Annotated in this window: 11 protein-coding genes; 7 read left to right on the top strand and 4 right to left on the bottom strand. The window is 72.0% G+C overall.

What is annotated here, in order from left to right:
* Window positions 1–13: 13 nt before the first annotated feature.
* Window positions 14–652: an NAD(P)-dependent oxidoreductase gene (locus tag OG406_RS19915; protein WP_081218420.1), complete on the bottom strand. Its 639-nt coding sequence runs from the start codon at window positions 650–652 to the stop codon at window positions 14–16.
* A gap of 203 nt (window positions 653–855) precedes the next feature.
* Here OG406_RS19915 and OG406_RS19920 point away from each other — a divergent pair, with 203 nt between their 5' ends.
* On the top strand, window positions 856–1,290 hold the full coding sequence (locus tag OG406_RS19920; RefSeq protein ID WP_164372776.1) for a hypothetical protein: 435 nt from the start codon (window positions 856–858) through the stop codon (window positions 1,288–1,290).
* 101 nt (window positions 1,291–1,391) lie between these two features.
* On the opposite strand, the gene OG406_RS19925 is transcribed toward OG406_RS19920, so the two are convergent.
* On the bottom strand, window positions 1,392–1,964 hold the full coding sequence (locus tag OG406_RS19925; RefSeq protein WP_326842746.1) for an SH3 domain-containing protein: 573 nt from the start codon (window positions 1,962–1,964) through the stop codon (window positions 1,392–1,394).
* 257 nt (window positions 1,965–2,221) lie between these two features.
* Between OG406_RS19925 and OG406_RS19930 the strand changes: the two genes are divergently transcribed.
* The 6 genes from OG406_RS19930 to OG406_RS19955 all read left to right on the top strand — a co-directional run bounded on the left by OG406_RS19930 (window position 2,222) and on the right by OG406_RS19955 (window position 10,636).
* Complete coding sequence (locus tag OG406_RS19930; protein ID WP_329186977.1) at window positions 2,222–3,121, top strand: hypothetical protein; 900 nt, start codon at window positions 2,222–2,224, stop codon at window positions 3,119–3,121.
* Window positions 3,122–3,353: 232 nt separating this feature from the next.
* Window positions 3,354–4,370, top strand: a complete 1,017-nt coding sequence (locus tag OG406_RS19935) for an endonuclease/exonuclease/phosphatase family protein (protein WP_267051374.1) — start codon at window positions 3,354–3,356, stop codon at window positions 4,368–4,370.
* A gap of 47 nt (window positions 4,371–4,417) precedes the next feature.
* Entirely contained in the window at window positions 4,418–6,346 is a 1,929-nt protein-coding gene (locus OG406_RS19940; protein ID WP_329186978.1) for an FUSC family protein, read from the top strand.
* Between the two features lie 160 nt (window positions 6,347–6,506).
* Window positions 6,507–8,132, top strand: a complete 1,626-nt coding sequence (locus tag OG406_RS19945) for a VWA domain-containing protein (protein WP_329186980.1) — start codon at window positions 6,507–6,509, stop codon at window positions 8,130–8,132.
* A gap of 172 nt (window positions 8,133–8,304) precedes the next feature.
* Window positions 8,305–10,038, top strand: a complete 1,734-nt coding sequence (gene metG / locus OG406_RS19950) for a methionine--tRNA ligase (protein ID WP_329186981.1) — start codon at window positions 8,305–8,307, stop codon at window positions 10,036–10,038.
* A 121-nt stretch (window positions 10,039–10,159) separates the two neighbouring features.
* Window positions 10,160–10,636, top strand: coding sequence for a hypothetical protein (locus OG406_RS19955; protein ID WP_266847688.1), 477 nt, complete (start codon window positions 10,160–10,162; stop codon window positions 10,634–10,636).
* 86 nt (window positions 10,637–10,722) lie between these two features.
* On the opposite strand, the gene OG406_RS19960 is transcribed toward OG406_RS19955, so the two are convergent.
* Window positions 10,723–11,676, bottom strand: a complete 954-nt coding sequence (locus OG406_RS19960) for an intradiol ring-cleavage dioxygenase (protein WP_329186984.1) — start codon at window positions 11,674–11,676, stop codon at window positions 10,723–10,725.
* 153 nt (window positions 11,677–11,829) lie between these two features.
* Window positions 11,830–13,593, bottom strand: a complete 1,764-nt coding sequence (gene aspS, locus OG406_RS19965) for an aspartate--tRNA ligase (protein WP_329186986.1) — start codon at window positions 13,591–13,593, stop codon at window positions 11,830–11,832.
* Between the last annotated feature and the right edge of the window lie 53 nt (window positions 13,594–13,646).

Raw genomic sequence — 13,646 nt, forward strand, 5'->3', positions numbered from 1 at the left:
GCCCCCGGCTCGCTCAGTACGCCACCGAGACCCGGGCGTGCGGGTGGACGGGCATCTCCAGCTGGTCGACGAACGCCATCGCGTAGTCCTCGGCGCTGATCCGGCTGTCGCCCTCCGCGTCGAAGAGCATGCGGTCGCCGCCGATCCGGAACTCCCCCGTCCGTTCGCCCGGGCCGATCTCCGCGGCGGGCGAGACGTACGTCCAGTCCAGGTCGTCGGCATCGCTCCGGTAGAAGGCGAGGGCGTCGCGGTGGGCGAGCGCCTCCGGAAGGTACGCGTCGGGGAAGTCGGGCTGCTCGCAGGCGGCCTGACCGGGCGCGACCTCCAGGGTGCCCGCGCCGCCGACGATCACCAGCCGCCGCACCCCGGCCGCCCGCACCCCGTCCACCAGGGACTGGTTGAGGGCGAGGAAGGGTTCGCGCGGGTCCGAACCGTCCCGGGGCGGCACACACGCCGACGCCACCGCGTCCGCGTCGGCCACCAGTTCGGCGACCTTCGCCGGGTCCGAGGCGTCGGCCGCCGTGGCGGCGATACCGGGCACGGGCGACTGCCCGGACCGGCTCACCGCGACGACCTGGTGTCCGCGCGCCGAGGCCTCCGTGGCGATACGGCTGCCGACCATGCCGGTGGCGCCGAAGAGTACGAGCTTCATGGACCTCAGCGAAGCACGCGGCCATGATCACCGCATCCCGGCATGCCGCCGGAAGGAGCACGGCCGCCCGCCCGGCAGGGCCGCCGCGGGAGGGGGGAGCGTCCCGCCGAAGGAGTGGTGCCGGGGCGCTCCCGTCCCGAGTTGCCGGGGGCTCGGACGGGGTGTGACCTGGAAGGCGGGGGCCAGCAGAGAGGAGTCCTCCCATGGCGCAAGCCGCACCCGTGTCAGGGACACCGCGCACCTCAGGACCGATCGACGTGTTCGGGCCCCGCGCCCACAGCGTCGGCAAGTGGGCGGTGCCCGTCGCCGGCGGTCTCGTCTACGGCTTCTGGGCCGCCAACATCAACCGGGACGCCGGCGCCTTCACGGGCTGGAACGTGCTGTTCGGCTTCGTGTCCGCGATCGTCTTCGCGGCCGCCTTCTACGCCGTCCTCATGCTGCCGAGGACGACCCATCCCGCTGTGCACGCCGTGGCCTGGACCGTCTTCGCGGGCTGTGCGTTCGGGTTCATCTACAGCCAGACGGACACGACGATCCTGCGGTCGGTCTTCATGTCCCTGGGAGTCTCCGTGGGCGTGTTCGCCACGACCTTCTACCACTACTACACGCACGAGGACGCGCAGGGACGGACGCGGTGACGGCGACGTCGTGACCGCCTCGACGGCGACGTCGTGACGCGTACGAAAAGGGAGGCCCCGGCCGACGGCCGGGGCCTCCCGCGTTCCCTCGCCTCACCCGCTCACCTGCCGCCCGGGACCCAGTCCCAGGAGCTCGGGGAGGAACCGGAACCAGAACCGGAGACGGTCCAGGTCCACGAACTGGAGACGCTGAAGCTCCAGGAGCCGTTGCCGTTCGAGCTCCAGCCCGGGTCCTGGCTCAGGTCCCGGTCGTTGTGGTCCCAGTGCGCGTTGTGCCACACACCGTCCTTCTCTCCGGGACACGGGTCCGAACAACTCGGCACCCAGTGGCCGCCGGTGTCGACGAAGGCGGCGCTCGCCCAGGCGTGCGCGCCCACGAGCCAGTACCAGGTCGTGTCGCCGAAGACGCTCTGCCCGCTCACCGCGCACTGGACGCGGTCCTGGCTGCCCGGTGAGAGCGCCGCGACGACCGGTGAGGTCGTGCTGGGCTGCAGCCGGACGTTCAGTTCTCCGCCGGAGACGACGGTTCCCCAGACGGGGCCGTCCGAGCCGCCACCGCCGCTGGCGGGCGCCGACGGGGCCGCCGCCATGGAGGTGCCGGCGGCCGCGACGGTGAGGACACCGCCGCTGAGCAGGGCCGCGGCCAAAGTCCGCAGGGCCGGGGTGGTGCGCATATCGGCCTCCTTCTCCCCAGTTTTCCCAGGTCCAGATAACACCCGTTCGAGTGAGGGCTCCACCGGAGCGCGCGGAGGCCTTGGGGCCACTGGGCCGCGCGGGGATCGGACCGGGCGCGGGCAGGCGTCCGAAGCCGGCCCGCCGGCCGAGGCGATCCGCCGACCCCGGATGCCGCGGGCCCCGTACGGCTGGTCGTCTGCGCCCATTTGCAGTCGACCCGCTCGCGTACGGCGGTGCGGAGGCCTTGCCTGGAGAGGTGTCCCCTCGTCTCCGGAGCGTCCTGTCGGCGGTGCTGATCGTCCTCGCCTGCCTCCTCGCGCCGCTCGGCGCGCTGTCGACGTGGGCGATGTACGGGCTCGGCGACTCCGGCCGCTACGAGGCCACCGTGGCGCCGCTCGCCGCCGACGCCGACGTGCGGGACGCGGTGGCCGCCGGTGTCACCGACGGCATCCTCCGCGAGGTCCACGTACGCCAGGGGCTCCAGGGACCCGTCAACCACTTCGTCCGCGACGCCGTCCGCTCGTTCACCGAGACCGAGGCGTACCGGACGGCGTGGGAGACCGCCAACATGGCCGCCCACGACGCGGTGATGCGGGCCCTGCGCGACGACCGCGAGGGCGCGGTGACCGTCGACCTCGCGCCCGTCACCGAGCGGGTCAAGCTCCGGCTCGCCGCCGACCACATGCCGCTGGCCGACCGGATCCCCGTCGAGCACACGGAGATCACCGTGCTCGGGGCCGAGGACCTGGCCCGGCTCCGGAAGGGGTTCCACGTGCTCGAAGTCGCCGGTTTCTGGCTGCCCGTGGCGTCGGTCGTCTTCGCGGCGACCGGGATCGTCCTAGCCCTCTGCCGTCGTCGCGCGGTCCTCGCGACGGGCATCGGCACCGCGCTCGGCGCCGCGCTGCTCGGCGTGGCGGTCGCCGTCGGCCGCGGCCTGACCCTCTCCGGCCTGCCGGACGGCGTGTCCCGCACGGCCGCCGGCGCGGTCTACGACGCCCTCACCGAGACCCTGCGGTTCGTCTCCTGGCTGCTCCTGGCCGCCGGCCTCACGGTCGCGCTGGGCGCCGCGCTCACCGGCGCGTACGTCCGTTACCGGCGGACGGCCGCGACACCCGCGCAGACTCCGGCGGAACAGTCCACGCGGGTCGGCGCCTGATCCGCTCCCCGTGCCGGACCCGGTCCACCGCTCGGGCGACCGGCACCGGACGGGGCACGCACCGGCGACACACCGACCGCGCACCGGCACCCGCCGAGGCGGGCCCCGCCCGCTGCGAGCGTCGGGGCACCACGCGCGCCCCGCGTCCCGCCACCCGGCGACCCTCCCCCCGCGCGCCCCGTCTTCGGGGGAGGATGCGGACATCCCACGCGGACGAGCGGAAGGCCGGAAGGTGGACACTGCGGCGGCTGACCGACGGGGCGCGGAGGAACCCGCGTACCGCGAGCGGAGGCGGCGGGGCGGCCGCACCGTCGCGGCGTGGCTCGCCGGACTGCTGCTCGCCGGGGTGAGCGTCGTCGCCGGATGCCGGGTCGCCGACATCGACGGGATCACGCCCGTCCCGCAGTTGCTCGCCTTCCTGCCGTGGCTGCTCGTGCCGGCCGGCCTCGCGGTGCTGCTGACCCTGCTCGCCCGATGGCGGACCGGCCTGGTCTGGGGAGTCGTCGTCCTCGGCCTCCTCGTCTGGTACATCGAGCCCTACGGCAGGACCGGCGAACCGGTCGGGCCGGCACTCGCCGAGCTGCGGGTGATGACGTCCAACGTGGAGTTCGGGCAGGGGACCGGCTCCCTCGTCGACACCGTCCGCCGGCGCAAGCCCGACATCCTGTTCGTGCAGGAGTGCGAGTACGGCTGCTCGCGAGCGCTGGAGGACGCCTTCGGAGGGAACGGCGGCACCTACCCGTACCGGGAGGCCGTCGAGGGCGCGGGGTCCGACGGATCGGTCGTGCTGAGCCGTTTCCCGCTGCGCGGCACCGACGGAGTGCGCGGCACCATGGGCATGCCCGGAGCCGTCGCCGACGTGCACGGCCACACCGTCGGGCTGCAGCTCGCCCATCCGATGCCCCCGCTCCCGGGGCAGGTCGGCGTCTGGCGGCGGGAACTCGGCGCGCTGCGCCACTACGCGGCGAACAGCCGCGGGCCGACGATCGTCGCCGGGGACTTCAACGCCACCCAGGACCATGCCGCCTTCCGCCGCGTCCTCGACACCGGGCTGCGCGACAGCGCGCGGCTGTCCGGGTCACCGCGGACACCGAGCTGGCCGGCCAGGACCACGCCGGAGTTCGGCGCGCAGATCGACCACGTCCTCGTCTCCGCCGACTTCTCCGCCCGACGGGCCGCGTTCCTGCGGATCCGCGACACGGACCACCGCGCCCTCGTCGTCGATCTCACGCTCCACCAGCGGGGATGAGGCCCCACCGACCCGGCCGAGCCGCGGGAAACCCTCATACTTGGGGCATGTCCCGCGCGTTCCCCGTCGGCCTCACCCCGCCCGACTGGCTGGTCAGGAACCTCACCCCGCAGCGGGCCCCCGTCAACCGGCCCGCCGTCGCCCGCGCCGCCGTCGCCATGGCGCTGCCGCTCGCCGTCGGCCTCGCCTGCGGACAACCCGCGTACGGCGCCCTCGCCTCCATGGGCGCGCTGTCCGGTGTCATCGGCGACACGGCCGACGCGTACCGCATGCGGATCTTCAACATCGCCGTGCCGCAGCTCTTCGGCGCGGTCGGCGTCACGATCGGCGCCCTCGTCTTCGGCCACGGCTGGATCGCCGTCGCCGCCGTCACCGGGGTCGCCCTCGTCTCCGGGATGATGTCCTCGATCGGCGCGGTCGCCTCCGTCGGCGGGCTGCTGCTCCTCCTCAACTGCGTGATCGGCGCCGGACTTCCGCTGCCCGGCTCCTGGTGGCTCGCCCCGGTCCTGCTGTCCGGCGGCGGCCTGCTCGTCCTCCTGCTGGCGCTGCTGGCCTGGCCACTGCGGTCGGGGGTGCCGGAACGGGCCGCCGTCGCCGACACCTACCGGAAGGTCGGGGACCTGCTCGCCGTGAGCGGCACCGACGCCTACGAGGACCTCCGCCTCACCGTCACCCGCTCCCTCAACGACTCCTACGACGCCGTCCTCGCCCGCCGCGTCTTCCACCACGGCCGCAGCCCCGACCTGGTGCGGCTGCTCGCCCAGCTGAACGCCGTCACCCCCGTCGTCGAGTCCGCCCCCGCCGCCCACCAGCGGGGCGAACGGCTGCCCGCCGCGATCCCCGCCGCCGTGCACCTGCTCGCCGAGGCCGTCGAGACCGGCTCCACCACCCCCGTCGAGCTGCGGCTGCCCGCGCCCGCCGACGAGACCGGCCGGTCCGTCGACCACGCCGTGCGGCACGCGGCGGGCGTCGTCAACGACGTGTCACCGGACCCCCTGGACGACCGTCTCGGCCGGCCCGCCACCCTCCGCGTGCGGACCGCGCGCGCCGCCCGCGGCGTCCTGATGTCCGCCGCCTCCTGGCGCTACGGCATCCGGCTCGCCCTGTGCATCGGCCTCGCCCAGATCCTGGTCTCGACGGTCGCCGTGCCGCGCTCCTACTGGGTCGCGCTCACCATCACCTTCGTCATGAAGCCCGACTTCGGGTCCGTGTTCTCCCGGGCGCTGCTGCGCGCGCTCGGCACGGTCGCCGGGCTCGTCGTCGCGGCGGCGGTGCTGACCGTGGTGCCGCGCGGCTGGGCCGACGTCGGCGTGATCCTGCTGCTCGCCCCGCTGATCCCGGCGCTGACACCGCGCGGCTACGGATACCAGACGGCCGCGATCACCCCGGTGATCCTCCTGCTGTCCGACATCCTCAACCACCAGGGCACCGGCCTGGTCGTCCCCCGCCTCGTCGACTCCCTCGTCGGCTGCGCGATCGCCCTGGTGGCGGGGTATCTGCTGTGGCCGGAGAGCTGGCACGCCCGGGTCGGCGACCGGCTCGCGGACGCGGTCGCGGACACCGCCGAGTACGTCGAGCTGGCCTTCGGCGGCCTCGCCGACCCTGCGGCCCGCGCGCGCTCCAGGCGCCGTCTGTACCGCGACCTGTCCTCCATCCGTACGGAGTTCCAGCGCGCCCTGACCGAACCGCCGCCCAACGGGCGCCGGGCCGCCGCCTGGATGCCCCTGGTCGTCGCCGTCGAACGGATCGTGGACGCGACGACCGCCGCCCGGGTCCGTGTCCGCGGGGGATCGGCCGAACCGTCCGCCGACGAGATCACCACGATCGCGCGCCAGTTGCGGGAGCTTTCGGACGGTCTGCGCGCATCGGACGTCCTCGTCGCCGTCCGCACCGATCTGAGCGGCCCGTCGGGCAGCGTGCTCGAACCGGTGCGCCAGGAGGTCGCGGCGGCCCGCACCATCGCGTCACCGCACTGAGGGCGAACGCGGAGTGAACGGGTCCGGCCCACAAGGGGGGTTGAGGTGCCTTCTGACCAGCGGGCCGCCCCTGCCGAAGATCACCTTCTGTGGCCGCTAACCTTACGTGTCCGTCCTGGCCAGGGATTGACGGGATCAACTCACGCGAAGGGTTGCGCACATGGGCATTCTCACTCTCCTGCGGAATGCGTTCGGCCGCTCACGCAAGGGTCGTGACGCCGACGCGGAGACCTCGCGAGAGGCGACGCCGACGGTTCCGGCTCCTTCCCAGGAGGCCGAACCGACTCCGGCCCCCGCTCCGGAGACCGACCCGGTCTCCACCCGGCTCCCTGACCCCGAGCCGAAGATCCCGTCCCAGTCGACCGAGCCGAACCCGTCCGTCGTCGACGACCTCGTCTCGGCGGCGTTCGACAACGTGACGGTCCCGAAGCAGACGTCCTCCCCCGAGGAGGAGTCCGCGTCGGCCCCGGAGCCGATCAAGCCCGACCCGACCGAGCCGATCCCGGCGGAGCCGGTCGCCGAGACCGAGAGCCCGGTCGCGGAGACCGAGCCGGTCGCCGACGCCGGACCGGTGGTCGAGGCCGAGCACGTCGTCGTCGCCGAGGCGGGCCCCGTCGCGGTGATCGAGCCCGAGCCGACGGCGACGCCGGACGCGGTGGTCGAACCGGTCGAGGTCACCGAGCCCGAGGCACCCATCGAGCCGGCGACGGTGATCGAGCCGGTGGCGGTCGAGCCCGAGCCGGTCGTCGACGCAGAGCCGGTGGTCGAGCCCGAGCCGGTCGTCGACGCGGAGCCGACGGTCGAGCCCGTGGTGGAACCCGCGGCGGTCGTGCCCGCGGTCGCCGACGGCGGGGAGGATCCACAGGATCGACCCGAGCCGGTCGTCGAAGGCAGCACGGGTGGTGCGGGTGGGAGCACTCCCGCCGAAGGCGAAACCGAGGCGGTCGAGCCGGTCACCGAGCCGGCCGAACCGGTCACGCCCGTCACCGAGGCGGAGCCGGAGACCCCGGTCGCGGCGGTCGCGCCGGTCGCCGAGGCCGAGCCGGAGACCCCGGTCACGCCGGTCGCGCCGGAGGTCGCCCCGGTGACCCAGGTGACCCAGGTGACCCCGGTGACCGCCGCGGCCCCGGCGGTCCCCCTGACCAGGGTCAAGTCGAAGGCTCCGGCGCTGGCAACGGCGTACAGGGAAGCGGGTACCGCGCTGAAGAAGCGGGACCTGACAGGCACCCGCGCCACGATCTACCTCGTGCTCGACCGCTCCTCGTCGATGCGCGCCTACTACAAGGACGGCTCCGCCCAGGCCCTGGGCGAGCAGGCCCTCGCCCTCGCCGCCCACGTGGACCCGGAGGCGACCGTCCACGTCGTCTTCTTCTCCACGGAGCTGGACGGCACCGGCACCCTCACCCTCACCGAGTTCGAGAACAAGGTCGACGACCTGCACGCCGGCCTCGGCCGCATGGGCCGTACGAGCTACCACGCGGCGGTCGAGGAAGTCGTCACGCACTACCAGAAGTCCGGCACCACGGACCCGGCCCTGGTGATCTTCCAGGTGGACGGCGCCCCCGACGCCAAGACCCCGGCCACCCAGTCCCTCGCGGACGCGGCCAAGGACCACCCCGGTGTCTTCTTCTCCTTCGTCGCGTTCGGCGAGCCGGAGAACAAGGCCTTCGACTACCTCCGCAGGCTGAAGACCGGGAACACGGCCTTCTTCCACGCGGGCCCGACCCCGCGCGAACTGACGGACGCCGAGGTCTACGACGGCCTGCTGGAGAACTGGCGCCCGTAGGTCACCGGAGACCCCGTATCGCAGCGCCCGGCCGCCCCCTTCCCACCCTGTAGAACGGGAAGCGGGCGGCCCGCGCGTGTCGGCTACGATTTCAAGGTTCACCGATGACGACGCGCCGGCCGGGGAACCGAGGCGGTCGTCACCCCACGTAGCGACTTGGGAGCAGCCCGCGATGGCTCGACACCTCATCACCAGCGCCCTTCCGTACATCAACGGGATCAAGCACCTGGGCAACATGGTGGGGTCCATGCTCCCGGCGGACGTGTACGCCCGGTACCTCCGCCAGCGCGGTCACGACGTCCTGTACATCTGCGCGACGGACGAGCACGGCACCCCCGCCGAACTGGCGGCCAAGGAGCGGGGTCTGCCCGTCGACGTGTTCTGCGCGCAGGCGCACGACGCGCAGAAGGCGGTGTACGACGGCTTCGAGCTGGCCTTCGACTACTTCGGCCGCAGCTCCAGCGCGCAGAACCGCGAGATCACGCAGCACTTCGCGCGCCGCCTGAACGAGAACGGCTTCATCGAGGAGCGCGCCATCCGTCAGGTGTACTCGCCGACGGACGGCCGGTTCCTCCCGGACCGTTACGTGGAGGGCACCTGCCCGCACTGCGGTTACGACAAGGCCCGCGGCGACCAGTGCGAGAACTGCACGCGCGTCCTCGACCCCACGGACCTGATCGACCCGCGTTCGGCGATCTCCGGCTCGACGGACCTGGAGGTCCGCGAGACGAAGCACCTCTTCCTCCTCCAGTCGAAGCTGCAGCACGAGGTCGAGGAGTGGGTGGCACGTCACGAGTCCGAGTGGCCGCAGCTCGCCTCCTCCATCGCCCGCAAGTGGCTGACCGAGGGCCTGCACGACCGCGCGATCACCCGTGACCTGGACTGGGGCGTCCCGGTCCCGGCCGACACCTGGCCCGAGCTGGCGGCCGAGGGCAAGGTCTTCTACGTCTGGTTCGACGCCCCGATCGAGTACATCGGCGCGACGAACGAGTGGGCCGACCAGCCCGTCCAGGATGCGGAGAACCGGGACTGGAAGTCCTGGTGGTACGACGCGGACTCCGGCGAGAACCCGGTCCGGTACACGCAGTTCATGGCGAAGGACAACGTGCCCTTCCACACCGTCATGTTCCCGGCCACCGAGCTGGGCGTGCGCGAGCCGTGGAAGAAGGTCGACTACGTCAAGGCCTTCAACTGGCTGACGTACTACGGCGGCAAGTTCTCCACGTCCCAGAAGCGCGGTGTCTTCACCGACCAGGCCCTGGACATCCTGCCCGCCGACTACTGGCGCTACTTCCTCATCGCGAACGCCCCCGAGTCGGACGACTCGTCGTTCACCTGGGAGCACTTCACGGCCACGGTGAACAAGGACCTGGCCGACACTCTCGGCAACTTCGTCAACCGGGTGCTGTCCTTCTCCAAGAAGCGCTTCGGCGAGGAGGTCCCGGCGGGCTCGGAGGCCGGGGAGGCCGAGACCCGGCTGGGCGAGGAGATCGCGGGCCTGCTCGCCGAGTACGAGACCCAGATGGAGGCCCTCCAGTTCCGCAAGGCGGCCGCCGCGCTGCGCGCCCTGTGGTCGGCCGGCAACTCCTACCTGGAGGAGAAGGCCCCCTGGCTGGAGATCAAGACGAATTCCGAGGGCGCGGCACTGACCCTCCGCACGGCGATGAACCTGATCCACCTGTACTCGGTGGTCTCCGAGCCCTTCATCCCGTCGTCCGCCCGTGCCATGCGCTCGGCCTTCGCCCTGGCCGAGGACACGGCGACGTGGGTGACGCAGGACGAGGTCCGCGCCCTGTCCTCGGTGCCCTCCGGCACCCCGTTCACGGTTCCCCCGGTCCTCTTCGCGAAGATCACCGACGAGGACCTGGAGTCCTACAAGGAGCGCTTCGGCGGCGCCCCCGAGTAGGCACCCGATTCAGGCCAAGGGGCCCCGCACCACGCGGTGGTGCGGGGCCCCTTCGGCACCCACCGTCCGTGGGGTGGCCCTGACTTCTGGCATGACCCCGATCACCCGTATGGTTTCCGCCATGGCAGTCCCCGAGGTCATTCCGATCGCCTACGAGCCGAAGCACCGCACCGAGACCATCGGCCGGTACGCGGACGGTCAGTTCCTGGCGTCGATCACGTACGCCTTCCCCGAAGGGTTCCGTCCCGACGACGGCTGGGAAGAGCACAAACGGCTCTACACCGTGCTCCACACCTTCGACTCCGAGGGGCGCTACCGCGACTCGGAGGTCTGGTGTGCCGGCACCTGGGCCGAGCAGCAGAGCGACCCGCACGGGGACACCTCCGTGCTCTCGCGCGCCCGCGTCCACCTGGCCAAGCTGCTGCGCAGCCTGCCCCGGCGCTCGTACACGGACATCGCGATCCGCCCCTTCCAACTGACGGTCGACGGCGTGCTGTTCGGTCTGCTGAGCGGAGTCGACGAGGGCGAGCCCTGGGCCGAGCTCTACCCCGACCGCCTCGGCTTCGCCGAACCGTGGGACGGCACGTACGACACCTGAGCGGGGCGACCGTCGGCTCCATCACCGGAGCGGGGGGCCGCGGAAGGGCCCGGCGGAGGGTCCACCGGACCCCGGCCGTCCGGTGGTCACGCCTCCGACGGGGACGCCGCCGGCTGGGCCGGTGGCGGGGAGTCCGTGGTGTCGTGGGTTTCCGCCGGGGTCACGCCCATCGTGAGGCGGGCGTGGACACCCCGGGCGATGCGCTTCCTGTCGTAGGCGAGGTACAGGAGGCCGCCCTCATGACCGTTGTCCGGGTAGATCCCGTCCTCGTCCAGCGTGGTCCGGGTGGTCGTGTTCGTGGAGTAGGGGGCGACCTCCGCCGACGCCAGGACCGCCTTCTCGGCGAAGAAGAGCTGGCCCGTGTGGCAGGTGTGGCCGCCCTCGTACCCCGCGTCGGTCCAGGTGCCGTCCACGTGCACCTTCACGTGGATGTGGACACAACGGCCCTGGTACCAGCCGGGGAAGACCGTCCTGAAGGTGACGTGGCCGTGCCGGTCCGTCCGCCACGTGCCGCGCAGATACCGCTCGTCGTCGGTGGGTTCGGCGTGGCCGCCTCCTCCGCCGCCCGGACCGCCGGGGCCACCGGTCGGTGGTTCGCCGGTCGGCGTGCCGGTCGGGGGTTCGCCCGTCGGGGGAGTTCCGCCGCCACCGCCGTTGCTCATGGACTCGTAGCCGGAGTACACGCCCAGCGCCGAGCAGTGCCAGATGTCCACCGCGGCGTTCCGCACCGGTCTGCAGGTCTCGGCGTCGATCACCGTGAGCGCGAGGGTGAGCGGGATGCCCTCCTCGTCCTCGGTGATGTCCTGGCGGATCTTGTCCGCGTCGATGTAGTAGGGGCCCTCGGTGGTCTCCGAGGTCAGCCGGTAACAGGTCTCCGCGCCTGATGCGGACGACGGCGTGCCGGCGGCGCGGTCGTCGGCGAACGCGGTCGCGGCGACACCGCTGCCCACGCCCACGGCCGCCACAGCCGCTCCGCCTGCGACGACGAACGTCCGCCGGGTCATGTTCCTTACGTGCGACGGTTCTTGAGGCTCAGTCATGCGGCGGAACGTAGGGATTCCACCTGTCAGCAGCATGGGTGCGGGCTGTGGATTCCCCAGGTACGCGAAAGTGGCCCGGAACCGTCGTCGGTTCCGGGCCACTTCACCGTGCCGGGCCCGCTGCCGGGCCGGCCCTGCCGCTGGGTCGCGCGCCTACTTGGGCTGCGGCTTGCGCACCGAGAGGTGCAGTTCGCGCAGACGGGTCTCGTCCAGCTCCGTCGGGGCGCCCATCATCAGGTCCTGGGCGTTGCCGTTCAGCGGGAACGCGATCGTCTCGCGGATGTTCGGCTCGTCCGCGAGCAGCATGACGATGCGGTCGACACCCGGGGCGATCCCGCCGTGCGGCGGGGCGCCGAAGCGGAACGCGCGCAGCATGCCCGCGAACTGCTCCTCGACGGTCTCCCGGTCGTAGCCCGCGATCTCGAAGGCCTTGAGCATGATCTCGGGCTCGTGGTTCCGGATCGCGCCGGAGGACAGCTCCACGCCGTTGCAGACGATGTCGTACTGCCAGCCGAGGATGTCCAGCGGGTCCTGGGTCTCCAGGGCCTCCAGACCGCCCTGCGGCATCGAGAACGGGTTGTGCGAGAAGTCGAGCTTCCCGGTCTCCTCGTCCTTCTCGTACATCGGGAAGTCGACGATCCAGCAGAACCGGAAGACGTTCTCCTCGAAGTTGCCCGAGCGCTTGGCGGCCTCGACCCGCACCGCGCCCATGATCTTCGAGACCTCGTCGAACTCGCCCGCGCCGAAGAACACCGCGTGGCCCGGCGCCAGGGAGAGGCGCTTGGTCAGCTCGGTGACGTTCGCCTCGGTGAGGAACTTGGCGATCGGACCGGACAGCGCGCCGTCCTCGCCGACGCGGACCCAGGCCAGGCCCTTGGCGCCCTGCTCGACCGCGTAGTCACCGAGGCCGTCGAAGAACTTGCGGGACTGACCGGACACGTCCGGCACCGGCAGGGCGCGCACGTGCTTGCCGGCGAACGCCTTGAACTCGGAGCCCTCGAAGACGTCGGTGATGTCGACGAGCTCCAGCTGGGCCCGCAGGTCCGGCTTGTCGGAGCCGTACTTCAGCATCGACTCGCGGAACGGGATGCGGGGGAACGGCGAGGTGACGTGACGGTCTCCGCCGAACTCCTCGAACAGCTCCGTCATGAGCTTCTCGATGGGCTGGAAGACGTCCTCCTGCTCGACGAAGGACATCTCGACGTCGAGCTGGTAGAACTCGCCCGGCGAACGGTCCGCGCGGGCGTCCTCGTCGCGGAAGCAGGGCGCGATCTGGAAGTACCGGTCGAAGCCGGAGATCATCAGCAGCTGCTTGAACTGCTGCGGCGCCTGCGGCAGCGCGTAGAACCGGCCCGGGTTCAGCCGGGAGGGGACCACGAAGTCGCGCGCGCCCTCGGGGGAGGTGGCGCTGAGGATCGGGGTCGCCATCTCGTTGAAGCCCAGCGCCGTCATCTTGTGACGGATCGCGGAGATCACGGCCGTGCGCAGCAGGATGTTGCGGTGCATGCGCTCACGGCGCAGGTCGAGGAAGCGGTACTCCAGGCGCCGCTCCTCGTTGACCCCGTCCTCGGCGTTGATCGTGAAGGGCAGCGGCTGGGCGGCGCCGAGCAGCTCGACCTCACCGACCTCGACCTCGATCTCGCCGGTCGGCAGCTCCGGGTTCACGTTCTCCGTGCCGCGGGAGACGACCTTGCCGTCGATACGGACGGTCGACTCCTTGGAGACCTTGTCGAGGGCCTCGTAGGCAGGCGTGCCGGGGCGCGCGACGAGCTGCGTGATGCCGTAGTGGTCGCGCAGATCGATGAAGAGGATGCCACCCAGGTCTCGGCGATTGTGCAGCCAGCCGCTCAGCCGGACGTCGCTGCCGACGTCAGAGGCGCGGAGCTCGCCGCAGGTGTGGGACCTGTACCGATGCATCGTCGTTTCATCCAGTCTTCGCGGATTGGGGGCGTGTTTCACGTGAAACAACC

This window comes from Streptomyces sp. NBC_01428 (assembly GCF_036231965.1).
In the GTDB taxonomy this organism is placed as follows: domain Bacteria; phylum Actinomycetota; class Actinomycetes; order Streptomycetales; family Streptomycetaceae; genus Streptomyces.